At 41.2% G+C, this 23,353-nt stretch carries 20 protein-coding genes, 1 pseudogene and 1 riboswitch; of the genes and pseudogenes, 5 read left to right on the top strand and 16 right to left on the bottom strand.

Annotated elements, in window-relative coordinates; genetic code table 11:
- Positions 1-10: 10 nt before the first annotated feature.
- The 8 genes from ppa to N5J47_RS04375 all read right to left on the bottom strand — a co-directional run bounded on the left by ppa (position 11) and on the right by N5J47_RS04375 (position 9,228).
- The gene (ppa, locus tag N5J47_RS04410) at positions 11-541 is read right to left on the bottom strand and encodes an inorganic diphosphatase (protein ID WP_279959057.1); all 531 of its coding nucleotides are present in this window, start codon (positions 539-541) and stop codon (positions 11-13) included.
- Complete coding sequence (locus tag N5J47_RS04405; protein ID WP_279959058.1) at positions 534-866, bottom strand: DUF190 domain-containing protein; 333 nt, start codon at positions 864-866, stop codon at positions 534-536. The genes ppa and N5J47_RS04405 overlap by 8 nt, the downstream gene beginning before the upstream one ends.
- Positions 867-926: 60 nt before the next feature.
- A riboswitch (Fluoride riboswitch) is annotated at positions 927-1,009 on the bottom strand.
- A gap of 69 nt (positions 1,010-1,078) precedes the next feature.
- Complete coding sequence (locus tag N5J47_RS04400) at positions 1,079-1,771, bottom strand: GntR family transcriptional regulator (RefSeq protein WP_279959059.1); 693 nt, start codon at positions 1,769-1,771, stop codon at positions 1,079-1,081.
- A 6-nt stretch (positions 1,772-1,777) separates the two neighbouring features.
- The gene (uca, locus tag N5J47_RS04395) at positions 1,778-5,383 is read right to left on the bottom strand and encodes an urea carboxylase (protein WP_279959060.1); all 3,606 of its coding nucleotides are present in this window, start codon (positions 5,381-5,383) and stop codon (positions 1,778-1,780) included.
- Between the two features lie 15 nt (positions 5,384-5,398).
- A complete protein-coding gene (atzF, locus tag N5J47_RS04390) occupies positions 5,399-7,225 on the bottom strand; it encodes an allophanate hydrolase (RefSeq protein ID WP_279959061.1) in 1,827 nt (608 codons plus the stop codon).
- A 180-nt stretch (positions 7,226-7,405) separates the two neighbouring features.
- The gene (locus tag N5J47_RS04385; RefSeq protein ID WP_279959062.1) at positions 7,406-7,762 is read right to left on the bottom strand and encodes a LysR family transcriptional regulator; all 357 of its coding nucleotides are present in this window, start codon (positions 7,760-7,762) and stop codon (positions 7,406-7,408) included.
- Between the two features lie 59 nt (positions 7,763-7,821).
- On the bottom strand, positions 7,822-8,931 hold the full coding sequence (locus N5J47_RS04380) for an S-(hydroxymethyl)glutathione dehydrogenase/class III alcohol dehydrogenase (RefSeq protein ID WP_279959169.1): 1,110 nt from the start codon (positions 8,929-8,931) through the stop codon (positions 7,822-7,824).
- A 21-nt stretch (positions 8,932-8,952) separates the two neighbouring features.
- On the bottom strand, positions 8,953-9,228 hold the full coding sequence (locus N5J47_RS04375; protein ID WP_279959063.1) for a metal/formaldehyde-sensitive transcriptional repressor: 276 nt from the start codon (positions 9,226-9,228) through the stop codon (positions 8,953-8,955).
- 302 nt (positions 9,229-9,530) lie between these two features.
- Here N5J47_RS04375 and N5J47_RS04370 point away from each other — a divergent pair, with 302 nt between their 5' ends.
- A complete protein-coding gene (locus tag N5J47_RS04370; protein WP_279959064.1) occupies positions 9,531-11,039 on the top strand; it encodes a phospholipase D family protein in 1,509 nt (502 codons plus the stop codon).
- Between the two features lies 1 nt (position 11,040).
- Here N5J47_RS04370 and adeS read toward each other — a convergent pair whose 3' ends face one another.
- Positions 11,041-12,120, bottom strand: a complete 1,080-nt coding sequence (gene adeS, locus N5J47_RS04365) for a two-component sensor histidine kinase AdeS (protein ID WP_279959065.1) — start codon at positions 12,118-12,120, stop codon at positions 11,041-11,043.
- Between the two features lie 37 nt (positions 12,121-12,157).
- On the bottom strand, positions 12,158-12,886 hold the full coding sequence (adeR, locus tag N5J47_RS04360) for an efflux system response regulator transcription factor AdeR (protein ID WP_279959066.1): 729 nt from the start codon (positions 12,884-12,886) through the stop codon (positions 12,158-12,160).
- A 145-nt stretch (positions 12,887-13,031) separates the two neighbouring features.
- Between adeR and N5J47_RS04355 the strand changes: the two genes are divergently transcribed.
- From N5J47_RS04355 to N5J47_RS04340, 4 genes are all read left to right on the top strand, one after another.
- The gene (locus tag N5J47_RS04355) at positions 13,032-14,177 is read left to right on the top strand and encodes an AdeA/AdeI family multidrug efflux RND transporter periplasmic adaptor subunit (RefSeq protein ID WP_279959068.1); all 1,146 of its coding nucleotides are present in this window, start codon (positions 13,032-13,034) and stop codon (positions 14,175-14,177) included.
- Positions 14,177-17,287 (top strand): efflux RND transporter permease subunit, encoded by a 3,111-nt coding sequence (locus N5J47_RS04350; RefSeq protein ID WP_279959069.1) that lies wholly within the window; start codon positions 14,177-14,179, stop codon positions 17,285-17,287. The genes N5J47_RS04355 and N5J47_RS04350 overlap by 1 nt, the downstream gene beginning before the upstream one ends.
- 78 nt (positions 17,288-17,365) lie before the next feature.
- Positions 17,366-18,754 carry an AdeC/AdeK/OprM family multidrug efflux complex outer membrane factor gene (adeC, locus tag N5J47_RS04345; RefSeq protein WP_279959070.1) on the top strand — a complete coding sequence of 463 codons (1,389 nt, stop codon included), beginning with the start codon at positions 17,366-17,368 and terminating at the stop codon, positions 18,752-18,754.
- Positions 18,755-18,894: 140 nt separating this feature from the next.
- Positions 18,895-19,383 (top strand): pyridoxamine 5'-phosphate oxidase family protein, encoded by a 489-nt coding sequence (locus N5J47_RS04340; protein ID WP_279959071.1) that lies wholly within the window; start codon positions 18,895-18,897, stop codon positions 19,381-19,383.
- Here N5J47_RS04340 and N5J47_RS04335 read toward each other — a convergent pair.
- The 6 genes and pseudogenes from N5J47_RS04335 to N5J47_RS04310 form a co-directional block, all read right to left on the bottom strand.
- Entirely contained in the window at positions 19,375-19,998 is a 624-nt protein-coding gene (locus N5J47_RS04335; RefSeq protein WP_279959072.1) for a class I SAM-dependent methyltransferase, read from the bottom strand. The two genes, N5J47_RS04340 and N5J47_RS04335, sit on opposite strands and share 9 nt — an antisense overlap.
- Positions 19,999-20,019: 21 nt before the next feature.
- Positions 20,020-20,610 carry a uracil-DNA glycosylase family protein gene (locus tag N5J47_RS04330; RefSeq protein WP_279959170.1) on the bottom strand — a complete coding sequence of 197 codons (591 nt, stop codon included), beginning with the start codon at positions 20,608-20,610 and terminating at the stop codon, positions 20,020-20,022.
- Between the two features lie 259 nt (positions 20,611-20,869).
- A complete protein-coding gene (locus tag N5J47_RS04325; RefSeq protein ID WP_279959073.1) occupies positions 20,870-21,490 on the bottom strand; it encodes a lysozyme in 621 nt (206 codons plus the stop codon).
- A gap of 60 nt (positions 21,491-21,550) precedes the next feature.
- Positions 21,551-21,933 (bottom strand): annotated as a pseudogene (locus N5J47_RS04320) (hypothetical protein).
- An 88-nt stretch (positions 21,934-22,021) separates the two neighbouring features.
- Positions 22,022-23,032, bottom strand: coding sequence for a hypothetical protein (locus N5J47_RS04315; protein ID WP_279959074.1), 1,011 nt, complete (start codon positions 23,030-23,032; stop codon positions 22,022-22,024).
- A 1-nt stretch (position 23,033) separates the two neighbouring features.
- Positions 23,034-23,351 carry a hypothetical protein gene (locus N5J47_RS04310; RefSeq protein ID WP_279959075.1) on the bottom strand — a complete coding sequence of 106 codons (318 nt, stop codon included), beginning with the start codon at positions 23,349-23,351 and terminating at the stop codon, positions 23,034-23,036.
- Between the last annotated feature and the right edge of the window lie 2 nt (positions 23,352-23,353).

The following is a 23,353-nucleotide window of genomic DNA, read 5'->3' as shown; positions in this document are numbered from 1 at the left end:
TCGTTATCCATTATTCTTCATGTGCTGGATAAGCCTGTACCGATTTTATAATCTCATCCCTTGCTTTCTGGGCATTCTCCCAGCCTATAAACTTAACCCATTTACCCTCTTCCAAATCCTTGTAATGTTCAAAAAAGTGCTGGATTCGGGCCAGAATCAGCGGATGAATATCATCAATATCCTTGATATGGTCATATAAAGGTGAGATTTTACTGTGTGGAACGGCAATAATTTTTGCGTCCATACCATGCTCATCTTCCATATACATTACACCGACTGGTCGGCTACGAATCACTGAACCTGCCACCACAGGGTAAGGCGCAAGTACCAACACATCCAGCGGATCGCCATCTTCACTCAAGGTTTGTGGAATATAGCCATAGTTCGCAGGATAAGACATTGCCGTACTCAGAAAACGGTCAACGAATAAAGCATTGTATTCTTTATTCATTTCATATTTTACAGGTGCGTTGTTTTCTGGGATTTCAATCAGGCTATAAAAATCATCAGGAATATTCAATCCAGCAGCCATATTAGTCATTGTTGTTCTCCTTGTTGCCTACACTGCCAAATTCAATTGATGTTTTGCTATAAAAGATTGAAATGTTTTCCTGGGAAAGTGTGGCGAACAAAGACTGTTCCTGCTCAATATCCACGATAAATTCAATTTGTACTGGACGGTCGGCAAGTTCAAAAAAATGGGCTGAGTGAGGTTTGCCTTGACGGTCAAAACTCTGGATGCCGTTGTTTACGGTTGCGCCCTTTAATCCTATTGTTTTGGCTACTTCAAGCAACCAGTCATAAAGGGGTTTTCCTTTATAATTCTCATTTTCTTCAAGATAAAACTTGAGTAGATAACCTTTCATACGCATCTCCAAAAATAGAATGCGTAAACCTACGCACCCTATTTATTGCTATAAACTTAGGGTAACGTAGGCATCATCAGCCACCAATGACTGTCAATCATGGGGCGGTTTGTAAAAGGAAGAATGCCATTTCCTTATCTGAACAGATTTATCATATTCCTATCAGAAGCAGTTTGCAATTGAGTGTTTAGCATTGCAATCAAAGTCATTCATTAGTAAAATTGACTAGAATCCAGCATTTGCAGGGTGATTTTTTTGACTTCATCACGGCTTTGCATGATATGGCTCTCAATCGCATTTAAAGCCTGTTCAACCTGATGTTCAAAAATAAAATCCAATATTTTTTGATGTTCCTGATAGGTTGCCTCTACCCGATATTGCTTGGAAAAATCTAGTCGGCGAATAATACGAATTCTTTCGCTTAAATCACGATGAATCCGTGCCATTTCATTATTACCCGCAGCTCGAACCAAGGCACAGTGGAAATCTTCATCCTGCTGTGACAATTGTTTAATATCTTTTAAATATTGATTCGGTTCAATCATCCATAAATCTTTTAAAACGGATAATTCAACTGAGTTTTGATGATCAATTTGGCAAAGTTTTCGGATTGACTCTTTTTCCAACACGATGCGGATATCGTATAGTTCTTCGTAGTAGCGAAAATTAAGCGGTCGAATCTGCCAACCGCTGCGAAAACTGACATCCACATAGCCCTCTTGCTGCAAACGATAGAGTGCCTGTCGGATTGGGGTACGACTGACATCATAAGCTTTTGCCACTTCGGACTCGGTAAAACGTTCACCTGGCATCAACTTGAAATCGAAAATATCATTCTTGATGCGTTGGTAAACTAGCTCAGACAAATTGTCTGAGCCTTTTGTTGTTATTTTTGTTTCTTTCATGCCACCCTATTCCATATACACCAGTGGTTCACCGCTATGCACGGTTTGTCCTGCTCGACAGATAATGGCTTTAACAATACCATCCTCTTCTGCATAGACAGGCAATTCCATTTTCATCGCTTCAATAATAGCAACAGTTTCACCTTTTTTAACCTCCTGACCATGCTCCACAAAAATTTTCCAGATATTGCCTGTCATTGACGCATTCAGGGAAGATAAATGACTGTAGTCTGTGATATCACTGGTTGCAATTTGCTCTTCTGGCTGCGCCGCAAATTCCTCTTTCCAGCGACCAACTTCTGAGCTAAATGCCTGTTGCTGTTTGGCTTTAAATTCAGCAATATCGTCTGCCTCATCCTCCAGAAATTTCACATAGTCAGCATAATCAAATTCTGTTTCCTCAATCTGGATTTGTGCACGTCCATTTTCAAAATCGGCACGCCATTGATTTAATTCTTCTTCAGTTACTTCAAAATATTTGATTTGATCGAAGAATTGTAAGAACCATTGCTTATCACCAAACTGTTTATTTTTCTTGAATTTATTCCAGATCGGCAAAGTACGCCCAATCAACTGATAACCACCTGGTGAATCCATGCCATAAATACACATATACATGCCGCCAATGCCAACCGTTCCCTCTGCGGTAAAGGTACGTGCAGGATTGTATTTGGAACTGAGTAAACGATGTCGTGGATCAATTGGCACGGCACATGGCGCAGTAAGATATACATCGCCCAAACCCAAAATTAAATAATTGGCATCAAAGATGATATCTTTCACTTCATCACGATGCGCTAGACCATTAATCCGTTGGATAAAATCAACGTTATTTGGTAGCCACGGTGCTTTGGCGCAAACACTTTCCTGATAGCGTTCTACTGCACCCAACGTGGCACTATCTTCAAATGCCATTGGCAAATGCACGATACGAGATGGAATTTTTAACTGACTTAAATCACCCATTTCTTGTTCAAGTTTAAGTAATTCAGAAATCAGTTGTGACTGTGGAATCAGCAAACCATCATATTTAATTTGCAGTGAACGCACCCCAGGTGATAGTTCTAAAACACCTGTAATTTTTGCGTCACGAATCATTTGAATCAGTTGGTGTACACGCAAACGTAAGGCTAAATCTAAAACATTTTCGCCATATTCCAATAAAATATAACTATCACCTGCCTGACGATACACGGTTTTTGGTGACAATTCGGTTGGCTCACGTTGTGCCAGAATGGTGCTGACAACCTCTTGAATTGGCTCAATTGTTTCAACAACTTGGGCTGCATCAGCAAAGTTTTGAATATTGTCAATTTGTTGACGTTCTAATTCATTGGCTTGTTCAACACTGATTGGGGAGAAACGGATTTTATCGTCGGCTTTCAACTGACCAACTTTCCAGAGTTCTGCTTTGGCAATGGTCACAGGACAAACGAAGCCGCCTAGACTTGGACCATCTTTTGCCAGAATCACAGGGAAATCCCCTGTAAAGTTGATTGCGCCAATGGCATATTCACAGTCATGCACATTGGATGGATGTAAACCTGCTTCACCACCATTTTCTCGTGCCCAACTTGGGGTTGGTCCTGACAGACGCACGCCTAAACGGTTGGAGTTAAAATGTACCGTCCATTCCGAAGCAAAAAATTCTTCGACATATTCGGGTTTAAAAAAATCAGGTGCGCCATGTGGACCATAGAGCACCGCAATATCCCATGTATTACCATATTCAGGAATCAAATCGGCAGATAAGGCTTGTGGTGTATCGCTCGCAAGCGGTAATTCTGCACTTGCCAATGCTGGATCAACCATTTTAATCATGTCGCCGACACGTAAGGTACGTCCTGCATGACCACCGAAATTACCCAATGCAAAGGTGGCACGACTGCCCAAATATACAGGCACATCCAAACCATTGCGTACTGCTAAATAAGTACGGCAACCTGATTCCACCTGACCGATTTTTAGAATTTGCCCTGCTTTCACTTCGACTGGCTGCCAGAAATTAATTTCTTGATCATCTAGCAAAGCCGTACAACTTGCGCCTGCTAAGGCAATGGTCGCATCGGCATGGAATTTAAAAGTTGGACCAACGAGCGTGAATTCAAAACCTGCGGCTTTGGCATCATTGCCGACAATGCGATTTGCCAATTGAAAAGCATAATCATCCATCGGACCTGATGGCGGCACGCCAATATCCCAATAACCTGTACGTCCTGGATAATCCTGAATGGAACTGAGTGTACCCGCTTGCACCACTTCAATCACATTTGGCGTATAGTTAAAATCATCCAGCATCCGTGTCCAGATTTGCATATCATCGAAACGCTGATCAGAAACAATGGCACGTGCATAATCCAGATTGGTGCTAATGCCATTTAAGCGAGTTTCCGCCAATACGGTTTTGAGTTTTTCAATGGCAGCCGCACGATCATCAGCATGCACAATAATCTTGGCAATCATCGGATCAAAGTATTGTGAAATTTCGGTGCCTGTGTTGACCCAAGTATCGACACGAGTTCCCTCTGGAAAACTAACTTCAGTTAATACACCTGGACTTGGCTGGAAATTCTTCACAGGATCTTCGGCATAGACCCGTACTTCAATCGCTGCACCTTTCGGCTGAATATTACTTAAATAGTCCCAGTCCAGTTCGTCACCTGCTGCCACTTTGAGCATACATTCAATGAGATCTAAGCCAGTGACCATTTCCGTGACAGGATGTTCAACCTGTAAACGAGTATTCACTTCAAGGAAGTAAAATTCATCCCGATTGGCATCGTAAATAAATTCAACTGTTCCAGCACTGCGATAATTTACCGATTTACCCAATTCCACCGCAGCCTGATGTAGTTTTTTACGAGTGGCTTCTGGCAGATTTGCCGCTGGGGTTTCCTCTACGACTTTTTGGTTACGACGTTGCAGTGAACAATCACGCTCACCAAATGCAACCACTTGTCCTTTACCATCACCAAAAATTTGTACTTCGACATGGCGAGCCTTATCAATAAAGCATTCAATAAATACGCCTGCATCCTTAAAGAACTGTTCACCCAAGCGTTTGACACTTTCATAGGCATCGGTCAAGGCTTGTGGTGTATCGCAACGCGTCAGACCAATACCACCACCGCCTGCGGTACTTTTCAGCATGATTGGATAGCCAATCCGATCCGCAGCGGTCAGTGCTTCGTCCAGACTATCCAGCAAGCCTGTTCCTGGGGTCATCGGTACATTGGCCGCAGCAGCCAATTCACGGGCACGATGTTTTAAACCAAATTCCAAAATTTGCTCTGCGGTTGGACCCATAAAAGCAATGTTATTTTCTTCACAGGCACGGGAAAAATCCGCACTTTCAGACAGGAAACCATAACCTGGAAAAATCGCTTCTGCGCCCGTTTGTTTGGCTGCCTGAATCAATTTTTCAATACTTAAATAAGTATCGGCAGGTTTTAAGCCATCCAAAGCAATCGCAATATCTGCATCGGCAACATGCTGTGCATAGCGGTCACTATCGGAATAAACAGCAACACTGGTAATACCTAATTTTTTTAAGGTGCGAATCGCGCGAACAGCAATTTCACCACGGTTTGCAATAAGTACAGTTTTAAACATGATGATTTCCCCAAATTAATTCGTTGTGTTGGCTGCTTGACTGTTGCGATGCTGAATGTAGGCTCTCCAGCCACCAAAATGACTAATATTCTCTGCATCATCTATGCCATAAGGCTCGCAAATAAAGCCTTTGACCCAGCGACCATCTTCCAGTTCGACATTGCCCATACCTAAAGGGGTTGGAATTTCTGCGACAAACTCGCCAAAGCGAGCCGTTGGCACATCCCAAAGTTCGACAATGATGCTGTCCCCATTTTGCTGACGAGCTAGTCCAGGTTTTGGAGGAATCGTGCCGTTTAAGGCGTATAGCGCATAATTTTTTGAGGTTTTAGTGGTTTCGATATGTACCGCATCACGGGTGGTAAGCTGGAAATTTAATGGCATACCTGTCAAATGCGCCCCGACCACTGCAACACGGATATGATGTGCAGAAACAGGCGTTGCAGAACTTAAAGGTAAGCTTTTATCTAACGCACCCAATTTCAGTGCCAGATAGTTTTGCCATGCCTTGCCGAAATGTACCAATGCTGCATCGTGCCAAGCAGGCGCAATTAAGGTAATGCCAAAGGGTAAATGATCGGCTCTAAATCCTGCGGGCAATGCCAATGCACTCAGATCAGCCAGATTGGTGAAATTGGTATAAGTACCAAAATGAGCGTTATATTCAATCGGATGTTGTTGAACCTGCGCAATGGTATAAATCGTTGGCGTGGTTGGCACAATCAAGGCATCAAACTCAGCCAGTTTTTGTTGTATTTTTCGGGCTAAATCCTGTTTGAGATATTCAGCATTGTAGGCATCCACCGCAGAATATTTTTCGCCGCTTTTAATAATTTCTAAAACGGTTAGATCAAAATCTGCGGCATTGGTTTTGAGTAAATCTTCAACCGCTGCGGTACGCTCTGCCACCCACGAACCTTGATACAGTTGCGCAGCCAGTTTCTCAAAATCTGAAAAATCAATCGGGGTGATTTCAGCATTTAGGCTTTTGAGTAATTGCACCGTTTGCTGAAAAGCTTTTTCGGCTTGCTCATCACCAAAGAAATTGAGCTGTTCTGGAATAGCAAATTTAAGTTTGCCAGAAAAACGGGCAGGCACATTTTTAGGATGCTTGCGTGAATAGCTGTCTAAAGGGTCATAAGCTTCCAATAGATTTGCCACCAAATCCGCATCGGCAACAGTCAAGGCAAAAATGGAAATACAATCCAGACTTTTACAGGCAGGTACTAAGCCACGATTGGAAAAACGTCCTTTAGTCGGTTTCAATCCAACAATATTATTAAAGGCAGCAGGAACACGGCCTGAACCTGCGGTATCTGTACCGAGTGCAAATGGAATAAAGCCTCTAGCAACGATACTGGCTGAACCCGAACTTGAACCGCCGCTAACATATTCAGCTTTAAACGTGTTGGGTACTATCCCAAATGGTGAACGTGTCCCCACCAGACCTGTTGCAAATTGATCAAGATTGGTTTTACCAATGACAATTGCACCTGCCTGTTTCAGTAAACGGACGGTTTCCGCATCCTGTTCTGCAATTGTGGTTAAAGCCTTACATGCTGCGGTTGTCGCAAAATCTGCCACATCAATATTGTCTTTGACTGCAAATGGAATACCGTAGAGCGGAAATTGCTTGTGTAGGTTCTCTGCATCTTTGGCCAGTTCGTTTAACGACTGAATTTGTTGTTCAATCTGTGCTACTGTGGCAATGGAAATCCATGCATTGTCCTGAGGATCAATTGCTGCAACCAAATCCTTTAAAGTATCAAGCTGAATCTCATTGTTTAAATATGCGGTTTGCCATTCTGAAATTGTCCAGCCTAAAGTTTTTATCTCATGCATTTTATGAATCCCATCTTGTATACAAGTTTGGATAAATAAATGCAGAAAGTGTGCCAGATATATTTTTTATTATAAATTAATAACTTATTGTTTTATTTAATTGATTTTTAATGAATAGATTTAGCTTTGGTGCCAAAACGGCTTCATTTTAATGCCCATGCCCCATAAATCAGCATAAGATTATTTAGATGATTTTAGATAGCTGGATAATTCTTGAAAATCATGCTCAAGTGCTTTGGCTGCCTGCTGTTCCATTGCCCTAAATTTTTTGAGAATCACTTGCCCCAATTCAGTAATAACCGCACCACCACCATGTGTTCCGCCTGTTTGTGTTTCCACCAAAGCAGACTGAAAACATTGATTCATGGTATCCACCAGTTGCCATGCACGTCGGTAACTCATATTCATGGATTTTGCCGCTTGCGAAATTGACCCTGTGCGTTGAATGGCTTCCAGTAATTCGGCTTTACCTGGACCAAAAGCAATCTGTTCCTCAGACAAGATACGGACGTGTAGTTTTAAACGTGGTGTTGACATCAATCTATACTCAAAGATTTGATGATGCAGAACACATCATCAAATCCAGATTTTAACAATTAAAAATGAATCACGGTACGAATCGACTTGCCCTCATGCATTAAATCAAAAGCCTCATTAATGTCTTCAAGCGGCATGGTATGCGTGACAAATGGTTCAAGCTGGATTTCACCTTTCATGGCATCTTCCACCATTTTCGGCAGTTGAGAACGACCTTTTACACCACCAAATGCCGTGCCCATCCATTTACGTCCTGTCACCAACTGGAATGGACGGGTTGAAATTTCCTGACCTGCACCAGCAACACCAATAATCACTGATTGTCCCCAGCCACGATGCGCACATTCCAAAGCTGAACGCATGACGTTGGTATTGCCGATACATTCAAAAGAATGATCAACGCCCCAGCCTGTCATTTCGACAATCACTTGCTGAATCGGCTGTTCATAATCTTTAGGATTAAGAAAATCGGTTGCACCAAATTGTTTTGCCAGTTCAAATTTATCAGGATTGGTATCAATCACAATAATCCGTCCAGCTTTGGCTTGGCGCGCACCTTGCACCACAGCCAGACCAATACCGCCCAAACCAAACACCGCGACACTATCGCCCTCTTGCACTTTCGCCGTGTTATGTACCGCGCCAATACCTGTGGTCACGCCACAACCCAACAAACAGACTTGTTCATGGTTGGCTTCTGGATTAATTTTCGCCAAAGACACTTCGGCAACAACAGTATATTCACTAAAGGTTGAGCAGCCCATATAGTGATAAATTGGCTGACCATTGTAAGAAAAACGGGTTGTACCATCAGGCATCACACCCTTGCCCTGAGTCGCGCGAACCGCAACACAAAGATTGGTTTTACCCGATTTACAAAACAGGCATTCTTTACATTCCGCCGTATAAAGTGGAATCACATGATCGCCAACTGCAACACTAGTCACACCCTTTCCGACTTGAACCACTACACCTGCACCTTCATGACCCAATACTGCTGGAAAAACGCCCTCTGGATCATCACCCGACAAGGTAAAGGCATCGGTATGGCACACACCTGTATGGGTAATTTTAATCAGCACTTCACCCGCTTTTGGTGGTTCAACATCTAGCTCTACAATTTGTAATGGTTCACCTGCGGCAAAGGCAACGGCTGCACGAGATTTAATCACAATGATACTCCTTAATTTTTACTTTAAATAAGATTTAAGAATTTTACTGACTTGAGTTAGTTCCTGACTGCGTTGCAACTCTGAAGATTCACCTATCACCAAGGTATCCTTTAAATGAATTTCGAGAAGTTCAGTCATCAAACCATTTAATGCACCACGAACTGCACAGATTTGCTGCAAAATATCAGCACATTCCGTGTCATTTTCCAAAGCACGTTCAACGCTCTGTACTTGCCCCTGGATTCGTCTTACACGTGTGAGAATCTTTTTTTTATCCTCTAATTGTTTAGGCATAATGTCGACCACATTAAATCTAAAAATATACTATACACCAGTATAGTAATAAAGCTCAATAATTGATTAACCCATATATGATTTTGCTGTTCTCAGTGAATTTCTTTAACAACTAAAAATGTATACCTCCATCATATCAATAATTAAATTAATGTTTTTATTGAAAATTACATTATCACCTTGGAAATAAAAAGTTTTTAGATAATAAAATCAATATCGTATAAATTAAAGTTGGATTCACGTGCTTGAACAATAAAATGATAAAAAACTCATACCATCTTCAGATAACGACACTTGTTATCATGTTAGGAATAAGTGGCTGTTCTTTGCCACCCAACCAGAATCATGATCGGAGTAATTCTGTGCAAATAAAAACAAAGTGGATGAATGATCCACAAGCCGATCTCAATATTGAACATGGTTTAACCGCTTTTTTAGCCTTGGATGATGCTTTTTTAAGCATTGCTTCACGGATTCACTTAATTCGAAATGCCAAACATCAGCTTGATTTACAATATTATATTTGGAATGACGATGCCATTGGCAACATGATGCTGCATGAATTACTGAATGCAGCAGACCGAGGCGTAAAAATCCGTTTACTGATTGACGATCAGAATGGAATAAAACTCGATAAAACCTTAAAGGCCCTTGCCCACCACCAAAATTTTGAAATCCGTATTTTCAATCCATATAAATTTAGACATTTACGATTTATTGACTATATATTTCGGCTCAAACAAGTGAACCATCGTATGCACAACAAGCTGACGATTGCTGATCAGTCGATTGCAGTGACAGGTGGTCGTAATATCAGCAGCGAGTATTTTGAAGCAAGCGATCAATTCCAGTTTAGCGATATGGATATTTTGTTCTATGGCAAGGCGGTTGATCGGGCTGAACAGGTTTTTGATGAGTTCTGGAATAATGATCTCAGTTATTCAACTGAGCAGTTAATTGGGACGGGAACACCACAGCAACTTGAAAATTTAAGAGATACTTATAAAGCTTTGAATCAGGTTAATACCCCAACGGAAGATAAACTGGAAGCAGCACAGGATTATTTAAAATTAAGATTACAAAATTATCCCATCCAATGGGCAAAGGCTCATTTTGTTGCTGATCATCCCAATAAGGCATTGGGACAGGCAAAGGGTGACAATCTGCTATATTCCCAAGTGCTAAAGATTATGGGCAAACCTGAACAACATATGGAACTGGTTTCAGCTTATTTTGTACCCACCAAACAGGGTACAGCTTATTTAAATCAATTATCCAGCAATGGAATTAAGGTTCGGGTACTTACCAATAGTCTGGTGGCCAATGATGTTGCCGTGGTTCATTCCTTTTATAGTCAATACCGTAAGCCTCTCTTGCAAAACGGCGTACAACTTTATGAGTTCAAACCGAATATTGAAAGAACAAAAAGAACTTGGTATGAAATCGCTACAGGTAGCGTGATTCCTAAAAAGGGTAAAAATCGCTCAAGCCTGCACGCTAAATTCTTTGATGTGGATGGGAAAGTGTTTATTGGTTCTTTTAACTTCGACCCTCGTTCTGCCCATTTAAATACCGAGGTCGGTTTAGTGGTTGAATCCGACCATTTACAGGATCAGATTACCGCGATGCTTGACCAGCATTTGCTACAAGTCGCCTACCAACTCAAACTGGATGAGAATGGCAATATCGTTTGGTACGAGCATCAACCAAATGGTGAAGTTGTTGAACATCATCATGACCCTGAAAGCACTAAATTCCAGCGATTTACCATGCATTTTGTGTCTTATTTTCCAGTGGAATGGATGATGTAAATCAGCTATTCAATTGCGGCTGTGGGATAGTGATAGTGAAAACACTATAGTTTCCTGGATTTTCATAACGGATTGTACCGTGATGGGCTATCACAATTGCATGGACAACGGCCAATCCCAGCCCTGTTCCACCAAACTCCTTGTTTCTGGACTGCTCCAGGCGAAAAAATGGATTGAATAAATCTGTTTGATATTCTTCAGCAATACCAGGCCCTTGATCTTCAATTTGTAGAATCCAATCTTTTAATATTATTCTTGAAGAAATTTTTAATGTGCCTGAATGAGCATAGCGAATGGTATTGTCAATTAATGCAATCAAAACCTGTTGCATACGTCTATGATCACAGCATACTTTTTCAGTTGTTAAATCAAGCTGAATATTCAACTGAGCCTGTACTAGCCTTTCTTTAAACATCAGCAATATCTTTTCAATATGTTCGTTAAAATCGACCCACTCAAGATTTAAACGTAACTGCTGATTTTCAACTAAGCTTAATGTGCGTAAATCTTCGACTAGATGGGACAATCCCTCAACCTGATTTAACAGGCTGCTAAACAAAACCTCATCTGGTTTAAAAACACCATCAAGTATACCCTGTAAACGCCCCTGTAAAATGGTGATCGGCGTTCTCAATTCATGGGCGATTGCCGCATTCCACACCTGTGCATTTTTAACCGAACTTTCCAGTTTCTTTGCCATATCATTAAAATTATGCATAAGTTCAGCAATTTCGGTAGAGTGAATCTGGTTATCATTCGCTCGTGCAGAAAGGTCGCCCTGACTGATTTTATTAGCAGCTTCCGCCAAAGAGTTAATCGGCACAATAAAACGTTTTGCGAGCTGCATCCCAATCACAAGGGAAACAACTGAACCACATAGAATCACGGTAAATAGCCAAATCCAGTCAATCAGATGAAAATCTGTCCAGTCTTCCTGTAATGAACTCAGTGAAATCCAGCCATTTTCTATGGCATAGTTGTAAAAGAAATAACCAACAAAAACCGCAAATAGCGTGATACTCAGATTTACCATACTAAATGCAATAAAAAGCTGCTTGTTAATACCCAATTTATTTTTCATAAGTTTTTCTCAAAACAGCCTATTTCATCAAAAGTTATTACTCTTGAATCTGATCAAGCCTATAACCAACGCCACGCACATTGATCAACATATTTTGAAGCCCCTGTTCTTCCAGTTTTTTTCTGAGTTTACTGACATGGCTGTCCACGGTTCGCTCAAGCGCATCCCGATCAGGCAGGCAATGATTCATTAATTCGCTGCGAGTAAAGACTTTGTGTGGATGATCAATCATTAAAAGTAGAATCTTATATTCAGTCAGGGTCAGGTTAAGCAAAATTTTCTTATCACGCTGATCAATATAAACACTATGAATATCAGTGTTGATTTCGATATTTTTATAAACCAGATTTTTCTTTTGAAGCTGTATATTTTGCTGCGCTCTTCTTAACACGGCCTGTACACGAGCCACCACTTCATTTGGATTAAAGGGCTTCACCACAAAATCATCTGCACCAATACGTAAAGCCATGACTTTATCAATATCCTGATCCAGTGCGGTAAGCATAATCACAGGTGTTTGTGCTTTTTGACGAATTTTACTCAATACTTCCCAGCCATTTAATTCAGGCAGCTTAATATCCAGCAGGATTAAATCTACCGCTTGGGAGGCATGTATTTCAATCGCCTGTTTGCCATTCATGGCACGGATGACATGCATTCCCTCGCGTTTTAGATAATGTTCAATAATGTCGCCAATATCATATTCATCCTCAACCACGAGAATCTGTTTATCACGACAATCAAAAAAAAATGAGGCTTCAAACATACATAAAAATTGAGTTATTGCAGTCTAAATCCATCATACGCTGAAATATCTGTTTATCTCCACACTTTTTCCACATTTCAGCGATCATCATTCCACACTCCTCAAAAATAATGACAGCATCAAAAACTGCATAGGTTTGGACAGTATGCAAAAGCATCTTTTACTTCCATTATTTTTGTCGATTGGGCTGGTGCTGCAAGGTTGTGGTTCTGAACAGGTTGCTCAGGCTGAGACAACACCTGCAAAAGTCACTATATTTAATATTCAGCCACAATCCATTAATTTTAGTGAAAATTTACCAGCGCGTGTACAGGCATTCCGTACAGCCGAAATTCGTCCCCAAGTTGGTGGCATCATTGAAAAGGTATTGTTTACGCAAGGCAGTGAAGTCAAAGCAGGACAAGCACTCTATAAAATCAATGCTGAGACTTTTCAGGCAGATGTAAATAGCAATAAAGCCTCCCTGACTAAAGCCGAAGCAGAAGTTGCCCGTTTAAAGGTTCAGTTAGAACGTTATGAACAATTGCTGCCAAGCAATGCAATCAGCAAACAGGAAGTCAGTGATGCTCAGGCTGCCTATCGTCAGGCTTTGGCTGATGTTGCTCAAATGAAAGCCCTACTGACACGACAAAATTTAAATCTGCAATATGCCACTGTACGCGCACCGATTTCAGGTCGTATCGGACAGTCTTTTGTTACTGAGGGGGCATTAGTTGGTCAAGGTGATACCGCGCCAATGGCAACCGTACAGCAAATCGACAAGGTGTATGTCGATGTTAAACAATCGATTGCTGAATATGAACGTTTACAAGCCGCCTTACAAAGTGGTGAATTATCTGCCAATAATGAAAAAACCGTTCGTATTTTAAATAGTCATGGGCAGCCTTATAAGGTCACTGCAAGGATGTTATTTGAAGACATCAATGTTGATCCAGAAACAGGTGATGTGACGATTCGTATTGAAGTGCAGAATCCTGAACGAAAACTTCTGCCAGGCATGTATGTACGGGTCAATATTGACCGAGCATCCATTCCACAAGCCTTGTTGATTCCTGCTCAGGCGGTGCAACGCAATAGCAACGGTGATCCACAAGCCTATGTCATCAATGCCAAAGGCGCAGCCGAAATACGTCCAATTGAGTTGGGACAGCAATATCAGCAGTCATACCTTGTCAATAAAGGGCTAAAAACAGGTGACAAGGTGGTGGTTGAGGGCGTTGAACGTATTCAACCCAATCAAAAACTTGAAATAAGCACTTGGAAAACACCGACCACACAGGGAGTACAATGATGATGTCACAATTTTTCATTCGCCGTCCTGTGTTTGCATGGGTAATTGCGATTTTCATTATTTTGTTTGGATTGCTCAGTATCCCAAAACTGCCGATCGCCCGTTTTCCAAGTGTTGCACCGCCTCAGGTAACGATTAGTGCAATTTATCCAGGTGCAACAGCCAAAACCATTAATGACAGTGTGGTCACGCTGATTGAAAGAGAATTATCAGGCGTAAAAAACCTGCTTTACTACAGCGCAACCACGGATACGTCAGGCACGGCACAGATCTCTGCGACCTTTAAACCAGGGACAGATGTGGAGATGGCGCAGGTTGATGTACAAAATAAAATCAAGGCTGTGGAGGCACGTTTGCCACAGGTGGTTCGCCAGCAAGGCTTGCAGGTTGAGGCATCGTCATCAGGTTTCTTGATGCTAGTTGGCATCAACTCGCCAAATGGTCAATATTCTGAGGTTGATCTCAGTGATTACCTTGTCCGAAATGTGGTTGAGGAACTCAAGCGGGTTGAGGGTGTTGGTAAAGTTCAGTCCTTTGGTGCTGAAAAGGCGATGCGAATTTGGGTTGATCCCAATAAGCTGGTTTCTTATGGTCTTTCCATCAGTGATGTCAACAATGCCATTCGTGAAAACAATGTTGATATTGCACCTGGTCGTTTAGGTGATTTACCTGCCATAGCAGGACAGCTCATCACCGTCCCTTTGTCTGCTCAGGGACAGCTCGCCAATGTTGAGCAATTCAAGGAGATTAGCCTAAAAAGCAAAACCAGCGGGAGCGTGATTAAACTTTCCGATGTTGCCAATGTTGAAATGGGTTCACAAGCCTACAACTTTGCCATTCTGGAAAATGGAAAGCCTGCCACTGCGGCGGCAATTCAGCTCAGCCCTGGTGCAAATGCAGTTAAAACAGCTGAGGGCGTAACAGCCAAAATTGAGGAATTAAAGCTCAATCTCCCAGAGGGTATGCAGTTTAGTATCCCGTATGACACCGCACCTTTTGTTAAAATCTCAATTGAAAAAGTAATTCATACCTTGCTTGAAGCCATGATTCTGGTTTTCATTGTGATGTATTTATTTTTACATAATGTGCGTTATACCCTAATTCCAGCGATTGTTGCGCCAATTGCCCTACTCGGTACATTTTCAGTCATGTTGCTGGCAGGTTTTTCCATCAACGTCCTGACCATGTTTGGCATGGTGCTTGCGATCGGGATTATTGTCGATGATGCCATTGTGGTGGTTGAAAACGTTGAACGGATTATGGCAACTGAGGGCTTATCTCCTAAAGATGCAACCTCCAAAGCCATGAAAGAAATTACCAGTCCGATTATTGGTATTACACTGGTACTTGCTGCGGTATTTTTGCCGATGGCGTTTGCCAGTGGTTCAGTCGGGATTATCTACCAGCAATTTACCCTGACCATGTCCGTGTCGATTTTATTCTCAGCACTGCTCGCCCTGATTTTAACACCAGCGCTGTGTGCCACCCTGCTTAAACCGATTGATGCCCATCATCAGAAAAAAGGTTTCTTTGCATGGTTTGACCGCAGCTTTGATAAAGTGACCAAAAAGTATGAATTGATGCTGCTTAAAGTGATCAAACACACCATTCCCATGATGGTGATTTTTGTCGTGATCACAGCAATTACTTTTGCGGGCATGAAATTATGGCCAACTGCATTTATGCCAGAGGAAGATCAGGGCTGGTTTATGACTTCTTTCCAACTGCCATCAGATGCCACCACAGAACGTACTAAAAATGTGGTGAATGAATTTGAGAACAGTTTAAAAGACAATCCAAATGTAAAAAGCAATACCACGATTCTCGGCTGGGGCTTTAGTGGTGCAGGTCAAAATGTTGCGGTTGCCTTTACCACCTTAACAGATTTTAAAGACAGAACCTCAACTGCCACAGCAATGACCAACTCAGTGAATGCCTCTATGGCAAATAGTAAGGAGGGAGCAATTATGGCGGTACTTCCTCCTGCAATTGATGAGCTGGGTACATACGCTGGTTTTAGCCTGCGTTTACAGGATCGGGCAAACTTGGGAATGCCTGCCCTGTTGGCTGCACAAGATCAATTGATGGCGATGGCGGTCAAGAATAAAAAGTTCTATATGGTATGGAATGAGGGCTTACCACAAGGTGACAATATCTCATTAAAAATTGACCGTGAAAAACTCAATGTGCTGGGGGTTAAGTTTTCTGATGTTTCAGACATTATCTCAACCTCAATGGGTTCAATGTATATCAACGATTTTCCAAATCAGGGACGAATGCAGCAAGTGATTGTGCAGGTCGATGCCAAATCACGTATGCAGTTAAAAGACATTTTGAACCTAAAAGTCATGGGTGCAAGTGGACAACTGGTTTCTTTGTCTGAAGTGGTGACTCCGCAATGGAATAAGGCACCGCAACAATACAATCGCTACAACGGACGACCATCCCTGAGTATTGCAGGTATTCCAAACTTTGATACCTCATCAGGTGATGCGATGCGTGAAATGGAACACCTGATTGCCAAATTACCCAAAGGCATTGGCTATGAATGGACAGGGATTTCCTTACAGGAAAAACAGTCTGAATCACAAATGGCATTCTTGCTTGCTTTGTCCATGCTGGTGGTATTCCTAGTGCTTGCAGCACTGTATGAAAGCTGGTCGATTCCACTTTCAGTCATGCTGGTTGTGCCATTGGGTATTTTCGGGGCGATTGTTGCGATTATGTCTAGAGGATTAATGAATGATGTGTTCTTTAAAATTGGATTAATCACCATCATTGGTCTATCTGCCAAAAATGCAATTTTAATTGTGGAATTTGCCAAGATGCTCAAAGAAGACGGCATGAGTTTAATTGAGGCGACTGTTGCGGCAGCCAAACTTCGTTTGCGTCCGATTCTCATGACTTCCCTTGCCTTTACCTGTGGTGTGATTCCATTGGTGATTGCATCGGGTGCAAGTTCTGAAACCCAACACGCTTTGGGAACGGGTGTGTTTGGTGGCATGATTTCAGCAACCATTTTGGCAATTTTCTTTGTGCCTTTATTTTTCATCTTTGTATTGGGTACAGTCGAAAAACTATTTTCCTCAAAACCAAAAATCAAATCCTAAACCAGATCAATCAAGGGAAATGAAAAATTTCCCTTGAGACTTCCATACCTAAATATTTGCTATTGTTTGGAGAAGAGTATGTCTAAATCGGCTGTCTTATCTCGTGGGTTTATTGTCTCCACATTATCGTTTTACTTAACCGCCTGTATTAGCCTACAAGCCCCTCAACCTGTGATTAAATCGGATATTCCACAACAGTTTGCCCAAACCCATGCAGGCACTTCAATTGCAGAACAGGGATATAAAACATTCTTTTCTGATCCACGCTTATTACAGGTGATTGAAATCAGCTTAAATCACAACCGTGATTTACGCACTGCCACCCTGAATATTCAACGTGCCCAACAGCAATATCGAATTACCCAATACGACCAATTGCCAACGATAGGCGTAACAGGCAATGCGCTACGGCAGGTCAACCCATCCACCAATCCCAATAACCCCTATTTAACATTTCAAGTCGGATTGGGGGTGACTGCCTATGAGCTGGATTTTTGGGGACGTGTTCAGAGCCTTAAAGACACAGCATTGAATCATTACCTTGCCACCCAGAATGCCAAACAGGCAACACAGATTAGTTTAGTGAGCCAAGTTGCCCAAGCCTGGCTAAATTATTCTTTTGCAACAGCCAACTTAAACCTTGCGGAGCAGACACTAAAAACACAACTCGATGCTTACAATCTGAACAAGAAACGTTTTGATGCTGGAATAGATAGTGAGGTTCCCCTACATCAATCACAAATTTCGGTTGAAACTGCGCGAAACGATGTTGCCAATTATAAAACCCAGGTCTTACAGGCACAGAACTTACTGGATCTATTGGCTGGGCAGGCTGTTCCACAAAGTCTGCTTCCTGATCAAACCGTTAAAAATATAAGCAATGAGAGGACTTTTACAACAGGTCTCAGCAGTGACTTACTCCATAACCGCCCAGATTTAAAAGCGGCTGAATATCAACTGCGTGCAGCAGGCGCAAATATTGGTGTAGCAAAAGCACGAATGTTCCCCACCATTAGTTTGATAGGTTCAACAGGATATGCCTCAACTGAACTGAAAGATTTATTTAAATCTGGTGGATTTTCCTGGTCGATTGGTCCGAGCCTCGATCTGCCCATTTTTGATTGGGGAACTCGTAAAGCCAATATCAAGATTTCAGAGATAGATCAGAAAATTGCTCTTTCTGAATATGAAAAAGCCATTCAATCCGCTTTTCGTGAAGTGAATGATGCCTTGGCTGCTCATGCGTATATTGAAGATCGTTTAGCTGCACAACGACGCTTGGTGTCAGCGACAGATACCACCTATACATTATCAACTGCACGTTTTAGGGCTGGCATTGACAGTTACCTGACTGTTTTGGATGCCCAACGTTCTGCCTATGCTGCACAACAAGGCCTACTGATACTTGAGCAGACTAAATTGAATAACCAGATTGAACTGTATAAAACGCTTGGCGGTGGTTTATAGAATCATCATTTAGATCAATAAGGTTCTCATAAACCAGAACCTTATTTGCCGAATTGACAATTTATTGAAAATTAAATAGCAATATTATCTTACTTTTTATGTGCTAAATTACCTTGAGAAACAATAACAAGGATAAATATATGATTTTAGAAAAAGACTGGAAAAATATTCAACGGATTTTTAAACTTGCACAAAAAGCATCAATACATGCTTCAATTGCAACAGTCGATCAGTATGGGCAACCCAATATTACCCCTATTGGTACTGTCTTTTTAAATGACAATCAAACAGCTTACTTCTTTGATACATTTACAGAAAGATTAGGTGAAAATCTAGCTCAAAATCAAAAAGCCTGTATTCAGGCTGTTAATAGCGGAAAGCTGTTCTGGCTAAGTTCACTGATTCAGGGAAATTTTAGTGATTATCCTGGCGTTCGTTTATATGTGGAAATTGGAGATTTACGTCCAGCAACTGAACAAGAGAAACTTGCAGTGAAACAACGGGTGAAACCACTGCAATGGACAAAAGGCAGTCAACTGATCTGGTCTGAATTTACCCATGTCCGTGACATCAAGATCAATGATTTTAGATGGATCAAATATCCAAGAATGATGGAAAATCTAATCTAAACGCATTTCAAACAGGCACAGCCCCTCAATTTCTAAAGGCATCTTAATATTTTCAAAAGATGCCGCTTTTAAAGCGTCGATATGCTCCTGTTTGTTCATATAAAGCTGGTCATTTTGCATGGCATGAGGTGCACATAGATGATCGCAAACCAAGTAACAACCTTGAGGTTCTAGTAAGGTTTTTACTTTTTTATGAAAATCGGCAGCATATTTTTTATGCCGAAGCTCATGCAATGCCTGATGGATGATAATAAAGTCATATTTTTGATTTACAGCATTTTCCCAATCAGGCTCTTTAAAGTTTCCGATGAGATAATTGGCTCTTGCCCGTTCAGAGGGAGTTAACTTCTGTTGAGCAAGCTGATGCATAGCCTCAGAAAAATCGAAAGCGGTATATTGAATATTGGGCAATTGCGATAATAAATGTTGCGCTAAAAATCCTGGCCCTGCTCCCAACTCCAGAATATGACCTTGATCAGAAGCATGCATCTTAATCAGATTGGCATAATAATCAAAGAAATCCTTTCTCCACGGGCGTTTCACATTTGCCGTGTCTTGCCATTCCACAGCATCATCATAATTGCGTAAGTCGATTGGACTGGCGACATCGTTCATTCATTTCCCCTCCTTTTATAATTAAACCAAACCAATTTGTTGAAAGAACTGTTTGTAAACATCCGCTTTTTTTTCCAGTGCCAATGGATAGGCCCGTGATGATGAGGGCAAGCGATATAAGCTTAGCTCACGATTGTCATAATTCACCTGTACCGATTGACCGATCATGGGCTTAATAGGTTGATCTGGAAAATGCTGCATCAGCGTATCTGTAGCCTTGTCTCCCGTTGTCATAATGGTATGACACATTGGTATTTGCTCAAGCAAAGCTGACAAATCGGTTGGAGTCACAATTTCCAGGAACTTGTCTGAGGCATTGCCCTGCAAGCGTTTAATTTGATAGGCCGTATCAAATATCCCAATTCCAATTTGGGACAAAAACTCACGGATTTGACTTTCCTTAAAATTTTTATTGGGTAAATCTAAAAAGTGGTTTTTATCACTGAAAAAAATCAGGCCAAAGATTCTCCACATATCATTTTGATAGTTTGGATAGTAGAAGTTCATCTTCCACCGATTCTGAGGTGGTGGAAAGCTTCCCAGCATCAGCAGTTTTGCATTGCCAGGCAAAAAAGGAGTGAGTGGGTGTGTTTCTATATTTATATCAGATATTTGCATAAATTTTATAAAACAATAATTAAATTTTTACAGTAAAAGATTAATATAAAATATATGAAAATTAAAATTTTTATTAGAGATATAAAAACACCAAAATATAAATTCACAAAATTTTCACAAAAAATTCAGAATATGAGTGATTCGCCTTAGAAATAAGTTGGCTTAATTGGCATGAAAAAGCCCTCTTAGTTGAGGGCTAATTTAATTAGATGGCTGATAATAAAATTGAACATAGAGCGTTTGCAATTGATAACTACTTTTTTAAAAACAATGTCTTTTCTTTTTCTCTGCGATTTACCAATCCTTGGATGCACTTCCCATTATCATAAACCCAACGATCGAACTGCATTGCTGTACCAGCAAAGTTGCCTGCATTTAAAGCTTTTAGCATTGTGCTTTTAACAAAAGCTGTCTCACCAATGTTGTAAACAAAGGATGCTAGAGCATCAAATTGATTTTGGCTAATCGTGATCGTTACATATTTATCAAGACATGAATCGACCCACGCACAGTCATTTTTTAACCACAATTCAGCCTGTGCTTGTGTGCATGTATCGCCTTTTTTAACGCGTGTACCGTTCGGGTACTTGATCGTACCGTAGCCGATTGTCCACACCCCACCAGTATCCAGATATGCCTGTGAACGGAATCCCTCAAACTCCCGAATGATTGAAAAGCCATTTTCTGAAATATCACGCTGACCCGTAACTGTTGAATCTAGTTTAAATCCAATTAACTTTGCAAAAGTAGATAGTCCATTTAATGCGATAATTGCATCACCAGCATCAACTTGTTCTTGTGCCAGCTTACCTCCAGACATTGCACGTAACCATGAGTAGGCTTGAGCAATTTGTTCTGATTGATTAATTGTCATTTCACTTTCCTTTTGACATAAAAAAACCGCCCTAAGGCGGCATGGGTTAAAATTGAATTGTTAAAAGTTATCTTTAAAATCTTTGAGTTCTTTTCCTACATCCAGGATCGTTGCATTCTCTCTGGCATTCACATAGTTAAATGTCCAACGGATGATTGCCCAGAACGGCAAACCTGCGGCAAAAAAATCCCTCCGATCGCACAAAGTCCCGCCCATGTTGCTGCATAATCATGCATAGCGAAATGCTGAATAATAAATCCACCCGCTCCGATACTGCCTATCACTGTCGAAACCAGACTCACAACCCATTCGCTACGTGAGCGCGGCATTCTGGTCATGATTACTACCAAGTACCCCAATGCAATAACAACTGCAATAATTGCCCCAATGCCATACATTTTGATAGCCACCGCCCCTGCACCACTACTTACTGGCTCTGCCATACTTTTCTCCTGGCAATAAAAAAGGCGCTTAATGCACCCATATTTAGTTTAATTTACGATTCAATAAGAGATTAAACTGATTATTGATTTACACCTTTGCTTTACCAACCACCACTTGTGCTAGATGGTAAACAATGTTTTGAGATAAAGAAGAACCAACAAGAGTAAATTTATTTACTCCAGCAAATATGTCTGGTCCTTGATTGGCATATACAACACGGGATAGATTATTAGTCATAAAAAATAACTGAGCTAATGTCGTACCTATTGTTGTAGATTGTAAAAAACTTATGTCACACATGAACCTTTCATCTGTATGTGTAATAAGTGTGATATTTGAACCAATATTGCCACCCATCCATAAATACCCTCTTATGAGAATATTTCCCTGATTTTTTGCAATCTCAATTTTGCTTTTACTTACATCAACAGATGAATGCCATGCCACCCCCGCAAGAGTATTTATGTCCATCCAGATTGGTATAGTTGAGCGTACTCTATCCTCAGTAAAGTATAGCTTGTTGCCCTCTGGAATATCGCTGGTTGTTGTATTGTGCGGATTGCCTTGCGATAAAGAATGATCATAAGCAGCTTTGCCACGATCCCCACGATATGCTGTTGTAGCTGTTTCACCCAACGCTACACCATCCGCAATGACAACATATCCTGATCCCGACCAACGATACGTTTTATTGGTATCTTCAGTCACGTAAATCTTGCCTGCTTCACCAACCACAGGAAAGGCTGACCACGTTGGATAGACAAGTACATCATCAACATAGCTTGGTAATTGCGATGCTGGAATAACACCATCTATAAGATCAGCTTTTGTTGCCAGTGCTTGGACCACTGCTGCTGCATTAGCCTTTGTTTCAACCTCACCAGATAAAGCGCTTAATTCATTATTTAATGAATTAACTGCCTCATCAAGATTTTGCTGTACAGTAGCAGCAGACCCAGCAACATCAGACCCAACATCATTGGCATTTAAAACCACAACACCCGTTTTCCCATTAACAGACTCAACAAGGCTAACTACTAATGACTGAGTATATAACTTCAAGACAGTGTTTTCTGTTTTGATTGTAAGCTTATCCATGTCACCCCCTTTCCACAAATACAGGTATTAGCGCACTCAACCGCACAGTCCCAATGATCCTGGTCAACCTGATCTGTAAGTCACCAATCAACCAGTCATCTGTAGTTTCAGCAGATATAAAAAAATCGCCTTTGTGGGCGATCTGGTCTGCTTTGGTCACTACAAGTGGTTGTTGCCATGATTGACTCAGTGTCTCTATTACAGCATCAAATTGAGTGTCAGTTAAGTCAATTGGCTCATCGTTTTCGCCATCAAAATGACAGGGATAACTAAAAGTGTCACCGCGGATTATATTCAGAGAATCATTTAGGCAACTCATAT

It is taken from the genome of Acinetobacter sp. GD03645 (assembly GCF_029845285.1).
Taxonomy (GTDB): Bacteria; Pseudomonadota; Gammaproteobacteria; order Pseudomonadales; family Moraxellaceae; genus Acinetobacter; species Acinetobacter corruptisaponis.
The sequence above is the reverse complement of the archived record's forward strand: the minus strand, read 5'-3'. Positions and strand labels throughout refer to the sequence as shown.

What these genes read in the sequence shown, in the direction of transcription:
- N5J47_RS04375 (WP_279959063.1), bottom strand. Translation starts at nt 9,228, where the DNA reads ATGCCTAAACAATTAGAGGATAAAAAAAAGATTCTCACACGTGTAAGA.
- atzF (WP_279959061.1), bottom strand. Translation starts at nt 7,225, where the DNA reads ATGCATGAGATAAAAACTTTAGGCTGGACAATTTCAGAATGGCAAACC.
- ppa (WP_279959057.1), bottom strand. Translation starts at nt 541, where the DNA reads ATGACTAATATGGCTGCTGGATTGAATATTCCTGATGATTTTTATAGC.
- N5J47_RS04310 (WP_279959075.1), bottom strand. Translation starts at nt 23,351, where the DNA reads ATGAGTTGCCTAAATGATTCTCTGAATATAATCCGCGGTGACACTTTT.
- N5J47_RS04350 (WP_279959069.1), top strand. Translation starts at nt 14,177, where the DNA reads ATGATGTCACAATTTTTCATTCGCCGTCCTGTGTTTGCATGGGTAATT.
- adeS (WP_279959065.1), bottom strand. Translation starts at nt 12,120, where the DNA reads ATGAAAAATAAATTGGGTATTAACAAGCAGCTTTTTATTGCATTTAGT.
- N5J47_RS04325 (WP_279959073.1), bottom strand. Translation starts at nt 21,490, where the DNA reads ATGACAATTAATCAATCAGAACAAATTGCTCAAGCCTACTCATGGTTA.
- N5J47_RS04385 (WP_279959062.1), bottom strand. Translation starts at nt 7,762, where the DNA reads ATGTCAACACCACGTTTAAAACTACACGTCCGTATCTTGTCTGAGGAA.
- N5J47_RS04340 (WP_279959071.1), top strand. Translation starts at nt 18,895, where the DNA reads ATGATTTTAGAAAAAGACTGGAAAAATATTCAACGGATTTTTAAACTT.
- N5J47_RS04355 (WP_279959068.1), top strand. Translation starts at nt 13,032, where the DNA reads ATGCAAAAGCATCTTTTACTTCCATTATTTTTGTCGATTGGGCTGGTG.
- N5J47_RS04405 (WP_279959058.1), bottom strand. Translation starts at nt 866, where the DNA reads ATGAAAGGTTATCTACTCAAGTTTTATCTTGAAGAAAATGAGAATTAT.
- N5J47_RS04400 (WP_279959059.1), bottom strand. Translation starts at nt 1,771, where the DNA reads ATGAAAGAAACAAAAATAACAACAAAAGGCTCAGACAATTTGTCTGAG.
- N5J47_RS04370 (WP_279959064.1), top strand. Translation starts at nt 9,531, where the DNA reads ATGTTAGGAATAAGTGGCTGTTCTTTGCCACCCAACCAGAATCATGAT.
- uca (WP_279959060.1), bottom strand. Translation starts at nt 5,383, where the DNA reads ATGTTTAAAACTGTACTTATTGCAAACCGTGGTGAAATTGCTGTTCGC.
- N5J47_RS04315 (WP_279959074.1), bottom strand. Translation starts at nt 23,032, where the DNA reads ATGGATAAGCTTACAATCAAAACAGAAAACACTGTCTTGAAGTTATAT.
- adeR (WP_279959066.1), bottom strand. Translation starts at nt 12,886, where the DNA reads ATGTTTGAAGCCTCATTTTTTTTTGATTGTCGTGATAAACAGATTCTC.
- N5J47_RS04335 (WP_279959072.1), bottom strand. Translation starts at nt 19,998, where the DNA reads ATGAACGATGTCGCCAGTCCAATCGACTTACGCAATTATGATGATGCT.
- adeC (WP_279959070.1), top strand. Translation starts at nt 17,366, where the DNA reads ATGTCTAAATCGGCTGTCTTATCTCGTGGGTTTATTGTCTCCACATTA.